This is a genomic window from Candidatus Binataceae bacterium, assembly GCA_035508495.1.
In the GTDB taxonomy this organism is placed as follows: domain Bacteria; phylum Desulfobacterota; class Binatia; order Binatales; family Binataceae; genus JASHPB01.
In genome coordinates this window covers 51,315-72,138 of sequence record DATJMX010000010.1, presented here as the reverse complement: position 1 = coordinate 72,138, position 20,824 = coordinate 51,315, and the positions used below count along the sequence as shown (strand labels likewise).

Genomic DNA, 20,824 nt, shown 5'->3' with positions numbered 1-20,824 from the left:
GGGAATGAATCAAGGAAATCTCGCGCGCAAGAGCGCTGAAACTCAACTGGAAATTGGCCGCGTCGAGCTCGAGCCGTGGAGCACGGCGCGCGCGGAGTGGATCGCGATGGTCGAGCGCTCGCCGGATGCGACCGTATTTCATACCTGTCGCTGGATCGAGTCGATCCTGGCCGCGTACCGCTTCAGGATTTACGTGGCGGCGCTGAGAAGTCCGCAAGGGGCGATGTTGGCCGGAGTGCCGCTCGCACAATCGTCGCAATTCTGGCGCCAGAAGCTCGTGGCACTGCCCTATTCGGATTTTTGCGCGCCGCTCGAAGATGAGCCGGGAGCGGCGGAAATTCTGATGGCGCAGCTTGCGGCAAAGCAAGGCCTGCCGCCGATCGAAGTGCGCGGCTTCGACGCGCCCGCGCCGTGGCACAAATTTGAGATGTTCCAACGCTGGATCGTCAATACCGAGGGTAGCGCCGAACAAATCCAGCAGCGTTTCAGCCGTAATTTTCGCGCCCATATTCGGCGCGCCGAGACCTCGGGATTCGTGGTCGAGCGAGTCGATGGCGCCGATGGGCTCAGGCGCTTCTACGAGCTGATCGTTACTTCGCGGAGGCAAAAGGGATTGCCCACGCAGCCCGCCGGCTTCTTCCGCACGATCGCAAAAGGGATGGGCGACGACGCGCAAATCTGGTTCACCATCCACGCCGGGCGCGACCTCGCAGTCGAGTTCGCGCTGACGCATCGCGACTGTATCTACGGCAAGTGGATGGCGCGGGCGCATGACGCGGGCACAGGTGCGACAGAAATCCTAATCCGGAAATTGATCCTCAGCCATCTCGGCACGCATCGCCGCTTCGACGTCGGTCGCACCGATATGCGCAACAAGGGACTGGTCAACTTCAAGCGGCAGCATGGCGCCGAGCCGTCGCCGCTGCCCTACGTTTTCACGCCCGACCCGCCCGGCAACATCAGCTCAGAGCATGTCACCGGCACACGCGCACTTGCGATGCGCCTGTGGCCCAAACTGCCACGCCCGGTCGCCGAGGGACTCAGCGCTTTTATCTACAGGTATCTCTCATGACGAAGTATATCGCGATCACACCGGCCCGCGACGAAGAGGCGTTCATCCCGGGGCTTATCACCTCGATGACGTCGCAGAAGACGTTGCCCGAGCGGTGGATCATTATCGACGACGGATCGAGCGACCTTACTGGCGCGATAATCGACGAGGCTGCAGCGCGTTACCCGTTTATCGAACCCAAACATCTGCCACGGGATCGCGAACGTGAGCCCGGCGGCGAATCCGTCATCATGCGGTTTCTCGATTCGAACGTATGGGGCGACGCCGAGTTTCTGGTGCGTTTCGACGCCGATATGCTCTTTGGCCCAAACTATCTGCAACTCCTGTTCGACGAGTTCGCGTGCGATCCGAAGCTCGGGATCGCCAGCGGCGAATTGCTCGAGCCCGAGGGCGGCGGCGAATGGGCCGCGGCGCGGGCTCCGGAGTTTCATACCCGCGGTCCGAGCAAGGTTTATTCGCGCGCCTGTTTCGACGCGATCGGCGGACTCGAATCGGGCCTTGGCTGGGACACGATTGATGAAGTGCGCGCGATGATGGCGGGATACCGCACGCGCAGCTTTCGCCATATCCAGGCTTACCATCGACGCACCACTAACAGCGCGCGCGGCCTGTGGCGCGGACGGCTCGCGGTCGGCGAGGCGGCGTGGCAATCAGGATACTCGCCGCTTTTCATGATCGCGCGCGCCGTTGGCAACAGCCTTGAGCAGCCATTTCCGATCTGCGGCCTACTGATGCTGGCGGGATATTTTCTGGCCGCGCTCAAGCGCAAGCCGGTGCTGGTCGACCAGAAGATCGTGCGCTTTGTGCGCGACCAGCAATGGCGGCGCCTCACGATGAGGGAATCGGTATGGCGATGACGGCTGGTTTCGCGGCAATCGAGCGCGCGGGCAAAGAAACGCTCGCGCGCAACGACGCGTTCACGTTCTGGAAACTGCCCGAGGAGTTTCGCGCGGCGCTCGGCGGCTCGTTGCGCGGTTCGGAGGCGATCGCCGAATGGTATCTGCACGAGCATTACCTGGCGCCGGCGGCGCGGCGGCCACCCTCGACGATGAAATACTATTACGCGGTCAAGCGTTTCATTCCGCGCGAGATGCGCAATACGATGCGCGCGGTGGTGATGTCGCGGCCGCGCGTCGAATTTCCGGCCTGGCCGATCGAAACCACGCTGCTCGATTTCTGGCGCGGATGGCTTCAGAGCGCGCTGGCAACGATTGGCGCGACTGATTCCTGGCGTATCGCGCCGTGGCCCGCGCCCTACCGCACCGCTATCGTGCTCACTCACGACGTCGAAAGCCCGCTCGGAGTCGAGCGGATGCGCGCGATGGCGGAGCTCGAAGATCGCTACGGCTTCCGCTCGTCGTGGAACGTGCCGCTCGGCCAGTATCCGATCGATTGGGCGAAGTTCGAGGAATTGCGCGCGGCGGGATTTGAGATTGGCGCTCACGGTCTCAGCCACGACGGGCGGCTCTTCCGCAGCCGGCGCGATTTTCTCGAACTCGAGCCGCGGCTTGAGCGAATCGCCCGCGAGCATGATCTGCGCGGCTTCCGCTCCCCGTCGACGCTGCGGGTCGCGGAATGGATCGCGGCGATGGACTTCGATTACGACGCCTCGTACTCCGACGTCGATCCGTTCGAGCCCCAGCCGGGCGGCTCGCTGAGTCACTTCCCGTTCTTTTTGGGCTCGATGGTCGAGCTGCCGTACACCCTGCCGCAGGACCATACGCTGCTCAACGTGTTGCATCGCGACCCCCTGCCGGTATGGGAATCAAAAGCGCGATGGATCGCCAAGCGCGGCGGCATGATCCTCGTCCTGACTCATCCTGACTATCTGTGGACAGATGATTATCGATCAGCTTACGAGGAGCTGCTGAAGCGCCTCGCCGATATTGAGGGAGCATGGCGGGCGCTGCCTGGAGAAGTCGCGCGATGGTGGCGCGAGCGCTCGGCGATGAGCCTTGAGCTTCGCGACGGCGCGCCGGCGATTTCGGGCGCCGGCGCCGGGCGCGCAAGCGCGCAGCGCCTGAGCGACGGTCCGCTGTGGAGCGAGGTGTAACGTGGCGCGCTTCCTGATGGTCGCGTACACGACCTATCTTCACGACGCCCGCGTGCACCGTCATGCGGAGGCGCTCGCCGAGCGCGGTCACGAAATTGATGTGATCGTTATCGCGGCGGGCGAGCCGGTCGAGCTGAACGGCGTCAACCTCGTTGGAATCGACGTGCCGCGTTACCGCGGCGCAAGTCATTCCTCGTACCTGAAAGTCTACGGGCGCTTTTTCGGCCGCGCGGCATCGCTCGCGATCGGCCGCAGCCGCAAGCGCCCTTACGACGGCGTGATTATTTGCACGATGCCGGATGCGGCGGTGCTGTGCGCCGTGCCGCTCAGAATTTTCGGCAGCCGCATCCTGCTCGATATCCACGACACGATGCCCGAGCTGTACCTCGACAAGTTTGGTGACGAGCGCGGCGCCTTCGGCGCGCGACTCCTGATGAAGGGGGAGCGGCTGTGTGCAGGGCTCGCCGACCAGGTGCTCGCGGTTCACGAACCCCATCGTCAGCGTCTTATCGCAGTGGGAATCCCTGACAAGAAGATCACTGTCGTCGCCAATGGTCCCGATTTTCGAATCTTCGGCGCCGAGCGGGCGCTGCCAGCCCCGGGAGCGAAGTTCAAGCTCGTATGCCATGGCACAGTGGCGCATCGGCTGGGACTCGATCTCGTGGTGCGCGCGATTGCGCTACTGCGCGATCGGCTGCCGGAGCTCGAGATGCTCGTTATCGGCGACGGGGATTGCTACGACGATGTCGTCGCTCTGGCAAAGGAGCTGCGTGTTGACGATCGCATCGAGTTTCGCGGCCTGGTGCCGACGGTCGAACTGCCCGCGGCATTCGCGGACGCGACTGTCGGCCTTGTGCCGCAGCGCTCGACCCACGCGACGAACCTGATGCTGCCGGTCAAGCTGCTCGAGTACGCGGCGCTCGGAATCCCGGTTATCGCGTCGCGGCTGCGCACTATCGAGCACTATTTCGGGCCGCGCGAAGTTCGCTTCTTCGACCCGGAAAATATCGAAGATCTCGCGGGCGCGATCCTCGAAATGCACGACAATCCTGCTGAGCGACTTGAGATGGCCGCGCGAGCGCACACCGCGGGAGCTCGCCTTTCGTGGGACACTCAGCGCGAGAGCTTTTATCGCGCAATCGATGCGCTGATTCAAAAAGGGGAACTCACATCGTGGAGCCTTCAAAGACCACACTAGTAGTCGGCGTCGGCGAAGTCGGCGGACCGCTCGCGACAATTTTGCAAGGCGCGGGGCCCGTGCTGCGCCTGGATATCCAGCCGCAGCAGATCACGGCCAAGGTCGGGGTGATGCATTTGTGCTTTCCGTTCCGCAGCCGCGATCACTTCGTCGAGACCGCGGTCGGATACATCGAGCGCTTCCGGCCGCATCTGACAATCATCAACAGTACCGTGCTGCCCGGCACGACGCGGATTATCGCGGGCGCCACCGGCATGCGTATCGCCTTCAGTCCGGTGCGCGGCAAGCATGCGCGAATGGTCGAGGATCTTAAGCGCTACGTGAAATTCGTTGCTGCGACCGAACGCGGCGCGGCTGACGAAGCCGAGCAGCATTTCAAGGCGGCAGGATTCGGTGTCGCGCGAATCGATCGGGTCGAAACGCTCGAGCTCGCCAAGCTCGCCGAGACGAGTTATTTCGGCCTGCAGATTGCGTTCGCGCAGGAGCTCAATCGCTACGCGCAGGCGCTGGGCGCCGATTACGACCAGGCGATCACATTTTTCGACGAAATCAGTTTTCTGCCGCGGGTGCGCTACTACCCCGGATTTATCGGAGGACACTGCGTCGTTCCCAACCTGAACCTGCTGAGCATGCTCCAGCCGTCGCCGCTATTCGAAGCGATTCTCGCGTCCAACGAGCGGCGCGCGACCGAGCTCGAGCGCGAAGTTAAGAGCGAAGCGCATGCGGCGGGCAAGCCATGAACGCGGCCAACAGAGTCGGTATTTTGATCTACGATTCGCGGCGCGAGACGCCACCGCTCATCGCCAGGCAGTATGCGCATTTGCGAGGCTTTCGCGAAGAGCTGGTCGATCTCGCCCACGGCGCACGGCCTTCGATTTCGGCGGCTGCGCCTCGATCGACGATCGTCGCGCTGAGTGGCGCAACTGCTGACTCGCTCGAGGGAGATGTAGCCGCCGAGGTAACCGCACTGGTTCGCCATGGCGCAACGATGTATATCCGCGGCGGTTTTGCTCCAGGGCGCTCGGTCGCGATCAAAACTCCAATTCGTCTGAGCTTCAAGATATCGACCGAACTCGCCGCAGACTCGTATCGAATAGGATATGGCACGTTGATTCCAGCCGCGCTCGAGAATGAGACCGGACAAGGGCGTTTCGCGTTCAAGCGTGCGCTCGGACTGGCTGAGCCCGCAGAGCCGTTGGCATTCGCCCGTGGCCCCGAGGGCGGCGAGCTTCCGATCTCATTTGCGATGCCCTGTCACGAGGGGATCGTGATCTGCGACTTGCAGGCTGACGAACTGGCCGAGGCCGCTCTTGAAGCGCCGATCATCGAGCGCCTGGCGACGACTGCGATGCGCCCGTGGGAAACGGCAGCACTCATCGCCGTCGAGCGCGCATGCGGCCGCGGCACGAAGCATCGCGTGCCGTTCGACATCGTGCTCGATGATCGCCCCGCCAATTTTGATTTCTTTCAGACTGGCGGTCTCGAGCGATGGCTGAGTCAGTTAGAAACGCGGCTTTCGGGAGTCCATCTCGACTTCGCCTGGATTCCCTCGCAAACGCATCCGCCGCGCAGTTACGTCGCGACCACTGGGAGGTTCAATGTTGGCTTCGTGTGGCACGGTTTGAATCGTCATATCGATCATAGCGAGCTGCGCGATCCGCAGGTGGAACTCGCGCACGGACGAGCGAACGTGGACGAGATCGCGCGCCGTTATGGAGTAAGGTTCCAGCCAGTCATTATCTTTCCTTACGAGAGGCACAGTCCGGCAGTGATTGATGCCGTTCATCGCGCCGGTTTCGTTGCGTCGTTCGAAAATCCATTCACCCAGCCGGCATATGAAACCGCGTTGCCGGGTTATCTACGGATGTCGACGCCGATGCAGCCGATCTACGGCCGGTACTTTCCGATTTTCCGGCGTTTCGCAGCGCGGCTATTGGACCGCGGCAGGATGCTCGCGCTGGCCGCTCTCGGTATGCCGATCATCGCGACGGTGCATCCCCAGGGCGTGGGGCTCGGTCGGCTTCCAGGTCCGTTCCAAAAGAGCGGCAACGAATCAGATCTTAACCGAATCGTGAGTTTCGCGGCCGAAAAGAAGCTGCGGCCGATGACGCTCTGTGCAATAGCGCAGGAAATGCTGGCATAGCCCGCGGGTGAGCGGGTCGGTTTCCTAATATGGGACTAGACCTTTTCGAGGCGTCAGTCGCTGTGCGTGATGCGACCGACGAAAGTCCACTTCACGAAGTGATTCCTCACGTGCGCAGCCGCCTCGCACTGGCGGCCGGCGGCTTGCTGGCCGCGGCGACTCTGTTGGTACTGGGTTACTTCGCGCCGAAAATTGCCCTCGCGATCGGCGCGCTGATCATCGCCGCGACTCTTATCCGATCCGTCAAAGTGCTCATTCGCACGCCGATCTACTTGATATTGATGCTGATCGTGATCGAGGAGATTCCTTCGCTAATCCCGCTCGACGACAGCATGCGGGTGCTGGTGCGATACTCACTCTATGCAATCCTGCTCACACCGGCAATTCCGATTGCGATGCGAACCGGACTGCTTGGACGCGGATGTTTTCGTCTTTACGCAGTCTATTTCGGATGGGCACTTGTAACCATTAGCTATTCAATCGCGCCGGCTTACAGCGCCGCGCGACTGGTCGGTTCTGTGTTGTCGTTCGTCGCATTGATCGCGGCGATCGGTCAGGTCAACGACGAATCTGACGCAAGCGAATCACTGTTCCTTGCGTTGCTCGCGTTGTCCGCCCTTATGGCGATACTCGCGCTGGCGGAACTGGTACTGCCATCCAGCATCACGTGGTCCCATCCAGTAGCAGGTGATCCCGAGAGCTTCGGCGTTCCGCGTTTCAAAGGGCTCTTCGAAAATCCCAACCAGGTCGGCGCCATTACCCTTCCATCGGTGACAGTCGGCCTCGTCGGATGGCTGCGGTTTACCGGATTGCGTCGGCGATGGGCGGGAGCGGCCGTCGTGCTGGGATTAATCTTGACGCTGATGGCGGACTCGCGATCGGTTTTGGTCTCGATCGGCGCCGGATGCGCCTGTTATGCGATCTGGCGCTATCGCGTCAAAGGATTCGTCGCGTGCGTCGCTGTGGCCCTCGGAGCCTTCGTATTACTCGCAACCTTCGAGTCCGACTATTTCTTCCGTGGCGCGGGAACTCTGACCGGACGCACCGACATCTGGCATTTTACCATCGCTCGTATGTGGGAGCGGCCGCTGTTGGGCTATGGCTACCAGGTTGACGGTGCGATCTTCGGTAGCCGCTATTTTCCTATCTGGTGGGGACCGTGGTACGAAGGGCCGCGCAGCTCGCTGCACAATGAGTACTTGTCGCGCGCCATCGGGCTTGGCATACCCGCGTTGGCACTCTGGCTATTCATGACGCTGCGACCGTTTCACGATTTATTTCGGCGCAACACCGATACCTGGAATCTCAAGCCCGCGTTCCTGCTAATCGTCGTGCCGATGCTGATTCGGTCGATGGCCGAAGCGGATGTGAGCGATTGTATATTTCCCTCCGGCGTCACGCTGGCCCTCGTCTGGGCCCTGGCAGAGCGCGGGCGGCTTCTAACTCTCGCTCACGAGCCCGCGGAAGCGACTTCGCAGACCGTTTCACATCTCGCATCAGCGCTGGCGGGCGCAGTCTTGTTCGGGGTGATATTTACTGGCATCGCGAGATCGGCCTCAGCCCGTACTTACTACATCGACGCCTCCGGAACTGATTCGAACCCGGGGACCGATCCTGCGACTCCCTGGCGGAGCCTGGCAAAAGTGAGTAACGCGGTCCTTGCGCCGGGCGATGTCGTTGCGCTCAAGGCAGGGGATACATGGCGGGGAACCCTTGCGCTCCATAGCAGCGGCGCCGTCGATCATCCGATCACTATTACTCGCTATGGGTCCGGGCCGCCGCCGATCATTTCAGGCGCTGACGTTATCTCAGGATGGCGACTGGAACACGACGGGGTTTGGTCGGCGCCGTGCGAAAGCCCGGCAGCTAACGTATACGTTGGGAGTGAGTGGGGCTGGGGTCTGAACTACTCGCCATCGAACGGAGACATCGCCCCCGGCGGCTGGCGTTGGGAGGCCGGGCGCCTCTTCCTTCACTTTCCGCGCGATGCTCAACCGACGTCGCAGACTATCGAGGCGGCTGTACGCGAAGATGGAATCATCGTCGATGGTGCCCATCCGAACAACAATGGAGTGCCTGCGATCTCTTACTCATACAGCGGCGGGAACGGCGGAAGGACGGGCACAATAGAAAGCAGAATCGGGCACATCGTAGTTGACGGCATCGAAGTCCGCCGCACTGCCGGATGGGGAATCCATTTTTACGATTCGATTAATCCCGTTGTCCGCAACTGCACTGTGCACGAAACCGGCCCCGGTCGTCGCGATATCAAATACCACAATGCCATTCACGTTGATCTCGGACCGGGCGCGCGCTTCGAGAACAACACCATCGCCTACAGTGGCGGTCATGGCAACGCGATCAACTGCCAGCGCGCCGATGGTGCTCGAATCGCTGGAAACCAGGTACAGAACTGGTTTCACAACGGTCTCGATATCAAGGAATCGACCGGCGTCGTAGTTACCGGAAATACCGCACACGACTCCGTGGCAGGTAGCGGAGTTTACGGCGAGTTCGATCGGAACCTCACCGTTTCCGGCAATACTATTCGGAACGTCGTCACCGGTGTGCAGGCAAATCTCGGTACGTCCGCGACTATCACCGGCAACTTCATCCTGGGCGCCTCTACCGCAATCTACGTCGGGCCGCGCGGCGCGACCGTTACGATCTCAGATAACTGCGCCGCCGGCGTTCGATTTGCCCTGATCGACGCTGGTCAGGATGCGATCGTTGAAGACGACAACGCATGGGGCTCAGCCAACGTAAAACTGGGCCAACGTATCTTCGAAGGAATCGCCGAATATCAGCGCGCCGGCTATGGAACCGGCGATCGCTACACCAACGCCAGCTGCCCATAAGAAAACGCCCCGAGATCTCCCGGGGCGTTTCGCGCAGATTTCGCGTCTATAGCTAGTAGCTTTCCACCGCACCCATGTCCGGGGCTTTGCCCTTATACGGCAGATCGACGTCGGTCCCGGCGTTCACGCATGGCGAGGCGGGCTGCAGTGTAAATTTCGTCGGAGCCGATACCCACATCGGATTGGCGCTGATGTCGTTGTTATGACCCGCCATCGTCATTAATTTCGTTGCATTGACCGCAGAAGGACCTAGCTTTACCTGCGTCGTCTGAGACGCCGGTCCCCAGTCATTATAGTCTTCGGTCAAGGCATAGCCGCCGGCATTCTGCAGCGCCATGACGGTGCCCATCGTGATGTTGTTCTCGACCTCAGCGCTGCCGCCATTGGCGGGTCCGAGATAAATTCCGCCCTGCGTCGTATTCATCATCGAGTTGTTGTAGATATACGCACTCGTCTGCAAATTGGGCTGGATTGCCATCGGCGCGTTGTAGATGATGTTCTCCACGGCGTCGTAGTTCACTACGTATTCAGTATAAAGCCCGGATCCCACGCTGGCATCGTGAACGGTGTTGCCCTGGACCAGGATATTCTTGGAAAGCTTCACGTCTATACCGTTGTGATTCCATTCAGTAACGGTATTGTTCAATATCTGGCCGCCGTCCGCGCGCTGCATCTGAATTGCGTTGTGACCACCGCCATACAACACGGTATTGCCTTTGTAGATTGCGTTCGGAGCAATGTCAGCATAGAGAGCGTTGTAGTAGCCCAGGTCCTGTTGCCCGGTTCCGTTCTGGATGAGCATGCAATTGCTGATTAGCGGAGCGACCGAATCGTAGAACTGGATACCATAGTTTCCGGTCCGCTCGGTCATAATGCTATCGATGGTGATGTAGTTGATATAGGCGGTCGCGTTGCCACCTTGACCGCTGCTGCCGGCGGAGAAGTTGAAAGTCGCGGATGCGACCCGGTTGTTATTCGAGCCCGCACCGTTGACGAAGATTCCGTTCTGACGAATGGCCGCCTCGATCTGGTGGTTGGCCGGATTTGATCCGTCCGCGAGCCGCACGTACAAGGTGCTGCCGTTGTAGTACCAGCTTCCGGCCGTCATCGCCGACACCGAATTCGCCATTGTCAGCCCCCACTCCGGCTGACCATCGCTGTATACGTTGTAGGGTGCGCTATTCAGTGCGGCCTGGTAGGTGGCGCCCGTGCTGACTTCCCATCCCGTCACAAGATTGGAACCATTGATTATTGGAAGTGCGCCGGTCCCATAGGCGGTGAATGTGACAGGTTTCGCAGCGGTCCCGCTGCTCTTGGGGGTAAGCGTTTCACGCCAGAGGCCGCCGCGCTTCAAATAGATCACATCGCCCGGCTGAAATACCCATCCGCTGACTTTGGCGAGTGTCTTCCACGGAGCAGCAGAGCTGCTGCCGGGGTTCGAATCGTTACCGGCTGGATCTACATAGTAACTGGCCGCATTCGCCGATCGCGCGGCCGAAAACAAACACATCCCAAGCGCCAGGATACTCAGACTGAGAGAGGATTTTGTTTTCATCATCGTCACCGTCCTGAAGCCCAATAGAGCAACTCGCGAGCCATGAACTATCCGAGCGACGATGTGCACCGATCCGATTCATACTAGTTTTTGCGCAGAGACCGCGTGCTCCAACTTGATACAAACGCGAAGGAGAACGAAACATCATTTCTCTGAGTTTGACTAGAATAACACGCGCGAAGTGGACCTCCGGGCGCATTATATATTTTGAAAGGGATTCGCTGTGTCGGCGAGCGGCTTGTAATGGGCCATCGAATGACTATCGCCGCAAAGGAAATGAGTTTTCCTAAACGGGCGGAATAGACGGGTCCGGCGCCAAGGCAAGGTCTCGCGATCGTGCCATCGAACAGCGGCATCGCTACTAAGCCAAAGACCGATTAGGTTTCCAGTCAGTGATGCAGGCGGGCAGAACGAACACCGGCTGAAGCTCGGCGTGTTCCGTCTATCTCTCAGCGGCACCCTCTACCGCTCGCCCCCCCTCCGCGCCCTATCCGCAAACACGAACCATTCAGCAAACGACCATTATGTTTTTCCTGGCCGGCTGCCGGTGCGCGTGAGCGCAGTCCGGGAGCCTGCGCCCCTCTTCTCAAGACCGTCCGCAAGTTTTGCCATTCCCCCGGATCCTCGCTTTCGTCGCCTCTCTGTTGCCAAGCGACGCTGTCTCTTATGGCGACGTTCGGAGTTAATTGCAAGGAGGCAAAAGCAGCTCTAGTTCATCAATGTGTTCCGAGCAGAGGAGAAAGAAGGCCTGAAGACGCGAAACCGACGGCCGGCAAACGAAAGCGCCGCCGCGAACGTTCCGCAGCGGCGCCGCTCAATGCTAGCCGAGCACGCTAGAGAGCAGAAGGACGCCAGGCTGGAATTTCGTGGCCGATCGCTCGTTCCACTGCTTCAACCTGCGGCCGCAGTTGCTTGTGGAGCTCGCGAACGAAGGTCGGATTGAGAGTCGGCAACTCAGGTCCGCTGCCGAAAAAGAGCCGCCTCACCCGAGTGGCTCTGACGACAGCCATCGTGCGATCGAAGCGATGCGATCGCATCCACTCCGAGGCTGACACGCCGAGCTTGGTCCACCACGCCATTCGTGGCGCGACCGCGGCATCAGTGGAGTTTTCTTTCTGCTGCATGTCGGCATCGACTTCGAATCGCTCGATCCCTACGAAATCGCAAAGTTGATCGACGAAGGTTTGCGGGTCGCTCAGCAGGTCCTCGTAAATCAGGATGAGGACCCGGTTACGCCCGAACATGCTTATCCATTCAGCCAGGTGATAGCCGTATCGCGCGGACTCGCGCATCTCGTCATCAGATTCCACGGCGGCTTCGAAGCTGTCGGTGATCTTCCCCGAAGCGCACTTCAATTTGTAGAGAGAAAAGAGCCGCTCGACCGGATCGCGAAACGTTGCAACGATGCGCACGTCGGGCAGCCGCTCTGCGATCCGAAATCGCGCGTCGGACGAGTAGAAATACGTCGGAGCGATCTCAGCCGTGGGAAGCCCTGCGCGAGCATTGCGAAAATGCGCTGCGTACCATGCCATTCCGTTCGCATAGCGCAAGTCGAAGAACCGTGTCTCTTTGACTGATTCCGCCAGGTTGAGGTGGCCCTTAAGAATGCGATGCATCCAGGTCGTCGCGGTGCGCGGCGGACCGATTGCAATCACATCAGGCAGGGCAGCAAATTCAGCGCGAACCGGTGGCGTGTCGCGGAACTCGTGACGATCATTACCCAGTCCATTCGAATGGCTCATGGCAATCCTCCAGCCGCGTCGCGCGAGGTCCGCCGCGCTCAGGCCGCAACGTGAATGCCGCGATGGTCGAGCAGCACCAGGTTGCGGCCGCAACGCGTCACCAGGCCCTGATCGCTCATCTCGCCAAGCAGGCGCGTCACCATCGGACGTGAGCTACCGATCATGTCGGCCAAATCGTCGTGACCGAGTTCCGGCCGCAGCAGCACCCCGCGCGCGTCACGAACGCCGAAGTCGCGCGCCAGCTCGTGGAGCACAAACTCCAACCGCTCGCGAAACGACAGCAACAGCATCGTCAGGAGCCGCTTGGCGACAATCGACCAGTAACCATTGAGCCGAGTCATGATCTGAATCAGGGCGTCGCGCTCGACGCGTTGCAGCACACTGACGAGATGCTCACGCGTGACCAGCGCGACGGTGCATTTGCCAAGGCTGTAGGCTTCGAAAATCCTTCGTCCCGGACCGCCCTCTCGTGGAGTTTCCATGTGGCCGATCACATCGCCAGGACCTGCGAGCTTGGCGAGAATCCGACGTGAGCCGATGCTGTAGTAAACACGCACCCAGCCCGAAACGACGGCAAACATGATGTCGGCGGGAGTGCCGGTCATGAAGATCGTCGAGTCTCGACCATAGTTGACGAGCGGATGACCATCGAGGAGCTCCTTGGCGGCATCAGTCGGTATCCCCAGACCGCGGAGCTGGTTCTCGAAGCGCGCACGACAATTTTCCGGAATCTCGGCGTCCACTGTTTCCCCCGTTTTTCTGAGCAAGATAAGCTCGCGATAGTGTTCCTTTGACCCTCGTCGTAATCGGCAAAAGACCTAATACGTATTCGAATCGCACTTAATCGGGATTACGAAATTGTGAGGACTCGTTGCTATGTCTGAATCTAAGTAACGGGGTAACTTCCGTCAAATCGATAGACCGCCCGATAGCACAATAAAGCCTAAGCAATGGCGACTTTATCTAATCTTTAACGGCAGGCGCATGCCATCGCTCGCCCGCGACAATTCCTATTGCCGGTGAAAAAACAGGCTATTTCACTACGATAAAATAGGCAGGATTCCCCGTTGGATAATCGATTCTTGTTACCGGCTTGGCCGGAAGCACTTCGGTGGGGTCAAAAACAATCACGCCGTGATCGTATTTGCTGTACGCAATGCCGGCGCCGTAGAAAACGTAGTGATCGAAACGAACTACCGGTCCGAACAGTCCCTTTGCCTTGAGAACGTTTTCCCGCTGATATTTTTCCGGATCGTAGCGATCGTAAAAGAGTGGATATACATACGGCTGATTGATTCGCTTAGTAACAATTGTGAACTCGCTGCCATTGTTCAATCGATGCGCAGCAGCAAGCGCCTGCTCGATTCCATACTGAAAGTATGGCGCGGTGACAACTGGATATTCGGTAAAATAGTATTTCACAAAGCTGGCAGAGTGAAATAGCAAAGAAGCCGCCAAAGCTCCGAGCGTGAGGTTTCGCGCCAGTGGATGGGAAGCGAGCATATCGATCAAAATCGTCAAGCCCAGCACCGAGAGCAGAATCCATGGTGTGCAGGCGAACAGATTGCGGCGCGACATCGGATGCGCCATCCAGATCTTTGGTGTCAGCTGCGGAGTCGGGGCTTCGAGAGGTGACAAAATCGCCGGACTGGGAACAGCATCGATCGGTGCGCCGGAATCGGGCATACCGACCCCCATTGGGAGCGCGAGCATCGCGGGCGCGGCTGCGAGCACCAGCCGCCCTGCTAACAGCACTCCGCTCTTCGCCATGCCGGTCGTGTTCTCGACCCCACACCAGATCCAGGGCAGATGCCCGTCCATAAACAGGTACGACGGAAGCCCCGAACAGCACCTAGGCAATCGCTGTGATGGCAGTTATATCGACTATGCTCACAGCGCAGCCGCCGCGCGCACCAGCGAGACCTTCAGCCCGAACATCCTCACCATCGGAACGAGTGAGTAATCGAATAGCGCCATCCGGTAGTCATTGAAACCCTGACTCACCACGGGAAGATGGTTGCCACGATGATCACTGCCAGTCAGCGCAAGACTGTATGCGTCGTAGCTATTGACGGCTTCGTCCAGGTCGAGAGCGAGCGGTACGTTCTGCAACTTCACCAGGCGCAGGGTGGCACCTCGCAGCAACGCGCACACTATAATGGCGATGCAAATCTTCTGTTCTCGCGGCCATGGTGCGCGAGGTGCCGCAGGCGATTCGGTTTTTCGCTTGCGGGAGTTTTTCGGCACAGCACGGAGGCAACAAATCTGTGGTATGCAGCGCGAGAGATTGTGTTACACAGGCGCTGAACCTGCCCAGCCCGGACGCACTTTCAGCTTGGCCAGAGTTGCCATTACGCGATCAGATTCGCCGAGATCACTCCACTCGACGTCGGAAACAGTAATCACCGCCAGGTTGCCTGGATTACTTGCCAGCACCTGCTCAGAGAAGTTCACCGAGGGCAGATCGTTATACAGACGGCGCATCGTTTCCCGCTCGAACATCGTATCGAGGACAGGCCGCACCGCAGAGAATTGAACGAAGAGGCCCGGCAATGCCATCGCGATCGTGCGGATGATGGTCGAGACGCGCGCCGCCATCACGAAACTGTTCCAGAGACAGCCCGCGTGCATCAGCTCGTTCGCGAACTCGCGCTCGGGCTTCTCGAAGAAGCGGCGCACGCGATGCAGCCGCGTTCCGCCGGCCGCGAGCTCATCGCCCGGTTCGATCCATCCGTAACCGGTTTCGGGACTGCGCGCGCGAATACCCAGCATCGCGATGAGATCGGGCAATTCGTCGGTCGCGCACAAGGCACTATCTACGTAGTGCATAAAGGCTGGATCGTCACTGACGAAATGATCGGATGGAAAGATCGCAACCGATGCTTCGGCGGCGGTCGCCGCCAGTTTCATCAGCGGATACAAAATCGCCGCGGCCGTGCCGCGATTCGAAGGTTGCACCGCGATGTTGGCGCTGGCGACACAATCGAGTTGGGGCTCGTAGAATCGCGAGTGCGCTCGCGTCACCGACGCGAGCGTGTTTTCACGCGGAATCAGCAGAGCGATTCGCTCCAGCGTCTGCTGCAGCAGGGTCAGCTCGCCAAGCACGGGACAGAACTGTTTCGGTACGTCGTGTCCCGAGATTTTACGGGTGAGCGATTTCAGCCGCGATCCATCGCCGCCCGCCAAAATCAATGCAAAACGTTCGGCGCGCGGGTTCATCTTGCGGCGTCTCCTCAGTTCCCGAGCGACCGCGCCGCCTGACGCGGCGGGCGGTCATTGGCAAACCGAAGACTCGACAGCGGGCGATGCCGCCGGTTTTGGTAACGTCGCGCGGGCAGATCGTCGAGCGTCATCGCTCGCAGCCGTTGGCGCAACGAGACCGGTTCGATACCGAGGGTCTCGCATAAGTTCTCAAAGCTGAACACGGTCTGATTGCCCTGGCCGAGGCGCTCCGAATGGAACCAGTTCTTGACCTCGAGAAATTCGCGCCGCCGCTCGCCGTCCTTGGCGTTCATGTTGCGCAGGTAGGTCCGGATCGCGTCCTCGAGTACGGCGAGCATCAGGCGTTTCTCGCCATCGATTACGCGGCGCCGGCGCACGAGATCGTCGTACTGCTCGGGCATCAGGCGTCCGGGTTCAAAGATGCTATGGGAGGAAAGCGACCCGCGACTCGTCTCGGTATCGCCGCGGGTCGGGCCTTGCTCAGTCATCGCGCACTCCTCGAGGCGGATGCTCTCGACTCAGACGCGCACGGACCTCACCCTGGTCAGCGTCGGAGTTTGGATAAATCCGCCCCTTTTCCTTACGAAGCCAAGGTTTCAGGCAAACGGATCATCGGCGAACATTGTGTTAAGTCGGGGGCGTCCGGCGCCGCGGCCGGGCGTTGTCCAGGACAGCGACGTGACTTTGCGGACTAAATCGTGAAGTGAACGACGCTCAGCACGACTTCGAGCAGGATGAGCAGCACCACGATGATTTCGAGCCACACCAGGCGCCGATCGCGGGCGACATCGAGCAGGAGCTCCAAAGACTGCTGGATGCTATTCATCTTGGCTTCCAGTGCGCGGTAGCGGTCGGCGAGGTCAAACTCATCGCGCAGGTCGTTGTATATACGATCCATCGCCGGGTCTTCCCAGGTCGCCTCGGGCTTGTCGAGGAGATGCAGCACGGCAACCACCTCGGTGCGGGTCACGATCGCCTCGCCGATGAAACGATGCATCCGGCGGATTCTTAGCGGCACCGTGCCGCGCTTCTCGAGGCGCTCGATAAACTGACCCGCACGGGCGAACATGACGTCGGTCAGACGCTCGTAGTATTCCATCGCCGCGCTTTGTGCGACGGTCAGCGCGACGATTCCGGCGCGCTGGCGGGTAAGCTGATCGACGTGCAGCATGCCGTTGAAGATTCCGATACGGCCGTCGGGATCCTCGATGACTGAGTAGTCCTCGCGCAGAACCTGGGTCGTCAGCTTTGGCAGCGCCGTGCGCAGCTTGGCGAGCTGGGCGTCACGGCTGTCGGGTGGCGCATCGAGCATTACCACCGCGCCGAACGGGAACACGAACATCGTTCCGTCAGATCCAATTGGCGAATAGAGCTCGAGCGCCGAGACCCGCGCGTCAGGGAACGCGGGCGCAATTTGCCGCAGCGAGAAATTCTCTTCAAACGCGACGGCGTAGAATTGGTGGGTCCGAGCGGCCATCCTTCGAGCCTTTCGGCGGCGCCGGAGCGCTTTATCGCATCGGTGCCGCAGGTAATATTCTCAACACCATGCGCACTTTGAAAGCGGCACTTCTCATTCTCGTCATGCTCGTCGCGTTTGCTTTGCCGATCGCGCCGGCCCAATCACAACCTGCGCCTGTCGCGTCCTCTGACGCGCAGTTCAATCGCGACGTCAAAGAGTTTATCGATTCGGAGCTGAAGCTCTTCCCCGAGCGTGCGACTGAGCTCGGCGACCATCGCTTCGACACTCGCGTTGACGATGAATCGAGGCAAGGCATCGCAGCCGTAATTTCGCATGCGACGCATTGGAAGAAGGAATTCAGCGATGTCAGTCCCGCGGGCCTCACCCCGGCTGAAGCCACGGACCGCGAATGGCTTCTGGCGCAGATCGATGGCGAGCTGCTTTGGAACCAGCAGGTCAAGTCGTACGAGCGCGATCCAGGGATGTATATGCCGACCTCCGGCGTTTACTCCCTGATTCAGCGCAACTTCGCGCCGGCCGCTGTCAGGATGCGCGCGGTGACGGCGCGCGAGAAGGCCGCGCTCGCCAACCTCGCCGCCGCGAAATCGAACCTCAAGCCCGAGCGCGTGCCGCCGATCGCGATTGACATCGAGTTGATGCAACTGCCGGCGACGATCGCATTTTTTCGCAAGGACCTGGTGGAAGCATTCGCATCGGTGCCTGAGGGCAAGGACAAGGAATCCTTTATAAAGGCGACTTCGGCGCTGACCGCCACGATCGAAGGTTACGGCAAGTGGCTCAAGGACGATCTTCGCCCGCACGCGAGGGGCGACTATGCGATCGGCGCGGACGCGTTCAGCAAGATGCTCGCCGACGACGACATGGTTACGACTCCGCTCGATAAGCTCGAGCAAATCGGCCAGGACGAGATGCATCGTTTACAGAAGCAGTTCGTCGCGACCGCGAAGTTGATCGATGCGAACCGCACGCCGAGCGAGGTTGCCGCTGCGATGGCGACTCAGCATCCCGAGCCGTCGCAGGTGATTCCGTCCGTCAACGCCGGCCTCGCCGCGATTCGCGAGTATGTCGTCAGCCACCACATCGCCAGGATTCCGTCGATGGTGCCGCCGATCGTTGCCGAGACGCCGCCTTTCATGCGCGCAACGACCTTTGCCTCGATGGATTCGCCGGGGCCGTTCGAGAAAACCAGCGAGGCATATTTCTACGTGACGCTGCCCGATCCGTCGTGGCCAAAGGAAAAGCAGGAGCAACTCCTCGCGTTCTACTCGCCGCCGACGATTTCCGACACTTCAGTGCACGAGGTCTATCCGGGCCACTACGTGCAGTTTCTCAACAACCGTCTGAATCCGGATCTGGTGCGCAAGATTTATGCCTCGGGCGCCGATGTCGAAGGATGGGCGCTCTACTGCGAGCAGATGATGCTCGACGAGGGGCTGCACCGCGGCGATCCGCACTTCCGATTGGCGCAGTTGCAGATGGCGCTAATGCGAGCGTGCCGGTACCTGGTCGGCATAAGGATGCATACGCACGGAATGACGGTGGCACAAGCGACGGCGTTCTTCGAGCAGAGCGCCTACCAGACTCATCACAACGCCGAGGTCGAGGCGCTACGCGGCACCGGCGATCCCGGCTATTTGCGCTATCAACTCGGTAAGCTGATGATCTTGAAGCTGCGCGAGGACCTGCAGCGACAGGAGGGTGCGGCGTTCGACCTCGGCAAGTTCCACGACGCATTCCTTGCCGAAGGCGCCCTGCCCGTCCCGCTAATCCGCCGCGCGATGCTTGGCGAAAACGCCGGCCCAGCGCTTTAGAGAAGTAAAAATCGAAACTCCCAAGAGAGCAACGCCACTGGCGATTCCAGGCGATCAGGAAGGGGCGGTCCGTCTGGATAGGCGATAATAACGCTGACCAGCCAATAATACCGCCTCATTACCAGGATGGCGTAGGGCTCTCAGATGACGCGCGATATCTCGACACTGATCGCGAAGATTCCGGAATCAGGATTATTTGGGTTCACCGGCTCTCACAAAATCGCGGTCGAATCGCCAGCTCTCTCCGCCAAATTCAAATGAGATATTTCCATTCGGAGCAATCACCGCCCCTTGAACGCCGGCTTTCGTTTCTCGAAGAAGGCAGTGCGGGCCTCTTTGGCGTCTTCGCTGGCGAAGGCAATACGGATATTCGATAGCTCGTAGCGTAACTGCTGCTCCAAGTCACTGGTTTCCAGGGATTTAACCATACCGCGCTTGAGCAAACGCAAAGTGATCGGCGACCACTGACAGAGCGATTCACAATACGCTGCGAGCCGGTCCTGGAATTTATCGTCATCCACCACCTCGCCCGCCATGCCCAGCGCCACCGCTTCTTCGCCGCCGACCGTGCGGTTCTCCATCATGAAACGAAGCGCCTGCTCGTAGCCCATCGCCTGCGGCAATGTAATGGTCAGGCCGCCGTCCGGAGAACCACCGATGCGAGTGTAGCCGGCCATCAGCCTGGCGTTGCGACTGATGAGGCGCACGTCAGTGGCCATAGCCAATCCCAGGCCCGCGCCCACTGCGACCCCGTTAATGCCGCCGACTACTGGCTTGTCGCATCGCTTGCGGATCGAGAGCAGGAACTGCCCGACCCAACTGATGTCGTCCAGTTGTGCCGATTGCGCCGAAAGGGGTGAAAAGCGTTCTGCTCCCGACAGGTCCAGCCCGGAGCAGAATGAATCCCCGCTGCCGGTGACTGCGACCACCCAAACACTATCGGTCTTGGCCGCATCTTCCACCGCCTGGACCACCCCCCAAGCCAGGGCGTCGCTCAAAGCGTTTTTCTTTTCGGGACGGTTAAGCTTGATAGTCCTTGTGTGTCCGGCATCAGAAACTTCAACAAGATTTCCCATTGTTTACTTCCACAGCTGCGCAGATTTTCCGTACGAATTATCCCCTCGAGGACTGAGTGGTCAACAACCGGAGCAAGCCGCGCTGAATGCACCGCCGTGGCCAAATTTGTGCCCTAGAAAGAGGCGGTCGTCAGCTTTCCGGCTGGACCCTGAAATAGCGAACGTATCAATCATTCCAGAATCCTGCCGGGGGATACGCGCTGCCTGTGCTTTGCCGCTCGCACGATAGTTATCGAACCGTCATCCCGTTCGTCGGGAAGCTGGGGCGCTCCTCGTGTGCTTGAGTTGGCGCGGCTAATCGAATTCGGTCAGCGCGAGAGACGTCCACAAATTGTCCACGAATTGGGCTGCGGACATGAGCGCTGGCGAAAAATCGTTGAGACTCATTGGCGCGCCCGGAGGGGCTTGAACCCCCAACCCTCGGTTCCGAAGACCGATGCTCTATCCAATTGAGCTACGGGCGCGCACTTGATGCTGGCAGGAACTGGTCTTTTATCATGACCGCTCCGCGCCGCGCGAGCCTTGTCGATCCATCGGACTGAATCATTTGGCCACCCGATTGACTCGCTTCGCTGGTTCCATCAATAAATGACTGACTGGTCAGTTCATGAGGA

The 20,824-nt window shown here is 59.9% G+C and carries 17 protein-coding genes and 1 tRNA gene; 8 read left to right on the top strand and 10 right to left on the bottom strand.

What is annotated here, in order from left to right; genetic code table 11:
* The first annotated feature begins 4 nt into the window (after positions 1–4).
* From VMA09_03375 to VMA09_03345, 7 genes are read left to right on the top strand one after another with little or no spacing between them, the layout of a single operon-like run.
* Complete coding sequence (locus tag VMA09_03375) at positions 5–1,072, top strand: GNAT family N-acetyltransferase (GenBank protein HUA32619.1); 1,068 nt, start codon at positions 5–7, stop codon at positions 1,070–1,072.
* Positions 1,069–1,929 (top strand): glycosyltransferase family A protein, encoded by an 861-nt coding sequence (locus VMA09_03370; protein HUA32618.1) that lies wholly within the window; start codon positions 1,069–1,071, stop codon positions 1,927–1,929. The genes VMA09_03375 and VMA09_03370 overlap by 4 nt, the downstream gene beginning before the upstream one ends.
* Positions 1,920–3,125 (top strand): hypothetical protein, encoded by a 1,206-nt coding sequence (locus VMA09_03365; protein ID HUA32617.1) that lies wholly within the window; start codon positions 1,920–1,922, stop codon positions 3,123–3,125. The genes VMA09_03370 and VMA09_03365 overlap by 10 nt, the downstream gene beginning before the upstream one ends.
* A 1-nt stretch (position 3,126) precedes the next feature.
* A complete protein-coding gene (locus tag VMA09_03360; protein HUA32616.1) occupies positions 3,127–4,323 on the top strand; it encodes a glycosyltransferase family 4 protein in 1,197 nt (398 codons plus the stop codon).
* Positions 4,299–5,063, top strand: a complete 765-nt coding sequence (locus VMA09_03355) for a hypothetical protein (GenBank protein HUA32615.1) — start codon at positions 4,299–4,301, stop codon at positions 5,061–5,063. The genes VMA09_03360 and VMA09_03355 overlap by 25 nt, the downstream gene beginning before the upstream one ends.
* On the top strand, positions 5,060–6,466 hold the full coding sequence (locus VMA09_03350; GenBank protein ID HUA32614.1) for a hypothetical protein: 1,407 nt from the start codon (positions 5,060–5,062) through the stop codon (positions 6,464–6,466). Before VMA09_03355 ends, VMA09_03350 begins: the two co-directional genes overlap by 4 nt.
* Before the next feature lie 29 nt (positions 6,467–6,495).
* A complete protein-coding gene (locus tag VMA09_03345) occupies positions 6,496–9,324 on the top strand; it encodes a right-handed parallel beta-helix repeat-containing protein (GenBank protein HUA32613.1) in 2,829 nt (942 codons plus the stop codon).
* A 52-nt stretch (positions 9,325–9,376) separates the two neighbouring features.
* Here the strand turns inward: VMA09_03345 and VMA09_03340 are convergent, their stop codons facing one another.
* The 8 genes from VMA09_03340 to VMA09_03305 all read right to left on the bottom strand — a co-directional run bounded on the left by VMA09_03340 (position 9,377) and on the right by VMA09_03305 (position 17,320).
* Positions 9,377–10,882, bottom strand: a complete 1,506-nt coding sequence (locus VMA09_03340) for a right-handed parallel beta-helix repeat-containing protein (GenBank protein ID HUA32612.1) — start codon at positions 10,880–10,882, stop codon at positions 9,377–9,379.
* A gap of 830 nt (positions 10,883–11,712) precedes the next feature.
* Positions 11,713–12,621 carry a sulfotransferase gene (locus VMA09_03335; protein ID HUA32611.1) on the bottom strand — a complete coding sequence of 303 codons (909 nt, stop codon included), beginning with the start codon at positions 12,619–12,621 and terminating at the stop codon, positions 11,713–11,715.
* Between the two features lie 38 nt (positions 12,622–12,659).
* Positions 12,660–13,364, bottom strand: coding sequence for a Crp/Fnr family transcriptional regulator (locus VMA09_03330; protein HUA32610.1), 705 nt, complete (start codon positions 13,362–13,364; stop codon positions 12,660–12,662).
* A gap of 289 nt (positions 13,365–13,653) precedes the next feature.
* Positions 13,654–14,442, bottom strand: a complete 789-nt coding sequence (locus tag VMA09_03325) for a hypothetical protein (protein HUA32609.1) — start codon at positions 14,440–14,442, stop codon at positions 13,654–13,656.
* Positions 14,443–14,511: 69 nt separating this feature from the next.
* Positions 14,512–14,739, bottom strand: coding sequence for a hypothetical protein (locus VMA09_03320; GenBank protein ID HUA32608.1), 228 nt, complete (start codon positions 14,737–14,739; stop codon positions 14,512–14,514).
* A gap of 174 nt (positions 14,740–14,913) precedes the next feature.
* On the bottom strand, positions 14,914–15,840 hold the full coding sequence (locus VMA09_03315; protein HUA32607.1) for a sugar phosphate nucleotidyltransferase: 927 nt from the start codon (positions 15,838–15,840) through the stop codon (positions 14,914–14,916).
* Positions 15,841–15,854: 14 nt separating this feature from the next.
* Entirely contained in the window at positions 15,855–16,331 is a 477-nt protein-coding gene (locus VMA09_03310; GenBank protein ID HUA32606.1) for a hypothetical protein, read from the bottom strand.
* A gap of 203 nt (positions 16,332–16,534) precedes the next feature.
* Positions 16,535–17,320, bottom strand: coding sequence for an RMD1 family protein (locus VMA09_03305; protein ID HUA32605.1), 786 nt, complete (start codon positions 17,318–17,320; stop codon positions 16,535–16,537).
* Positions 17,321–17,388: 68 nt separating this feature from the next.
* Here VMA09_03305 and VMA09_03300 point away from each other — a divergent pair, with 68 nt between their 5' ends.
* Positions 17,389–19,134 (top strand): DUF885 domain-containing protein, encoded by a 1,746-nt coding sequence (locus VMA09_03300; protein HUA32604.1) that lies wholly within the window; start codon positions 17,389–17,391, stop codon positions 19,132–19,134.
* Positions 19,135–19,415: 281 nt separating this feature from the next.
* On the opposite strand, the gene VMA09_03295 is transcribed toward VMA09_03300, so the two are convergent.
* Together VMA09_03295 and VMA09_03290 are read right to left on the bottom strand one after the other, a co-directional pair.
* Positions 19,416–20,210 carry an enoyl-CoA hydratase/isomerase family protein gene (locus VMA09_03295; protein ID HUA32603.1) on the bottom strand — a complete coding sequence of 265 codons (795 nt, stop codon included), beginning with the start codon at positions 20,208–20,210 and terminating at the stop codon, positions 19,416–19,418.
* A gap of 387 nt (positions 20,211–20,597) precedes the next feature.
* Positions 20,598–20,674 (bottom strand) — tRNA-Arg (locus VMA09_03290).
* Between the last annotated feature and the right edge of the window lie 150 nt (positions 20,675–20,824).

Bases quoted from the DNA above. Each gene is read 5' to 3' on its own strand.
- VMA09_03305 (HUA32605.1), bottom strand. From the start codon at position 17,320: ATGGCCGCTCGGACCCACCAATTCTACGCCGTCGCGTTTGAAGAGAAT.
- VMA09_03325 (HUA32609.1), bottom strand. From the start codon at position 14,442: ATGGACGGGCATCTGCCCTGGATCTGGTGTGGGGTCGAGAACACGACC.
- VMA09_03375 (HUA32619.1), top strand. From the start codon at position 5: ATGAATCAAGGAAATCTCGCGCGCAAGAGCGCTGAAACTCAACTGGAA.
- VMA09_03345 (HUA32613.1), top strand. From the start codon at position 6,496: ATGGGACTAGACCTTTTCGAGGCGTCAGTCGCTGTGCGTGATGCGACC.
- VMA09_03370 (HUA32618.1), top strand. From the start codon at position 1,069: ATGACGAAGTATATCGCGATCACACCGGCCCGCGACGAAGAGGCGTTC.
- VMA09_03350 (HUA32614.1), top strand. From the start codon at position 5,060: ATGAACGCGGCCAACAGAGTCGGTATTTTGATCTACGATTCGCGGCGC.
- VMA09_03335 (HUA32611.1), bottom strand. From the start codon at position 12,621: ATGAGCCATTCGAATGGACTGGGTAATGATCGTCACGAGTTCCGCGAC.
- VMA09_03295 (HUA32603.1), bottom strand. From the start codon at position 20,210: ATGGGAAATCTTGTTGAAGTTTCTGATGCCGGACACACAAGGACTATC.
- VMA09_03365 (HUA32617.1), top strand. From the start codon at position 1,920: ATGGCGATGACGGCTGGTTTCGCGGCAATCGAGCGCGCGGGCAAAGAA.
- VMA09_03315 (HUA32607.1), bottom strand. From the start codon at position 15,840: ATGAACCCGCGCGCCGAACGTTTTGCATTGATTTTGGCGGGCGGCGAT.
- VMA09_03300 (HUA32604.1), top strand. From the start codon at position 17,389: ATGCGCACTTTGAAAGCGGCACTTCTCATTCTCGTCATGCTCGTCGCG.
- VMA09_03310 (HUA32606.1), bottom strand. From the start codon at position 16,331: ATGACTGAGCAAGGCCCGACCCGCGGCGATACCGAGACGAGTCGCGGG.
- VMA09_03340 (HUA32612.1), bottom strand. From the start codon at position 10,882: ATGATGAAAACAAAATCCTCTCTCAGTCTGAGTATCCTGGCGCTTGGG.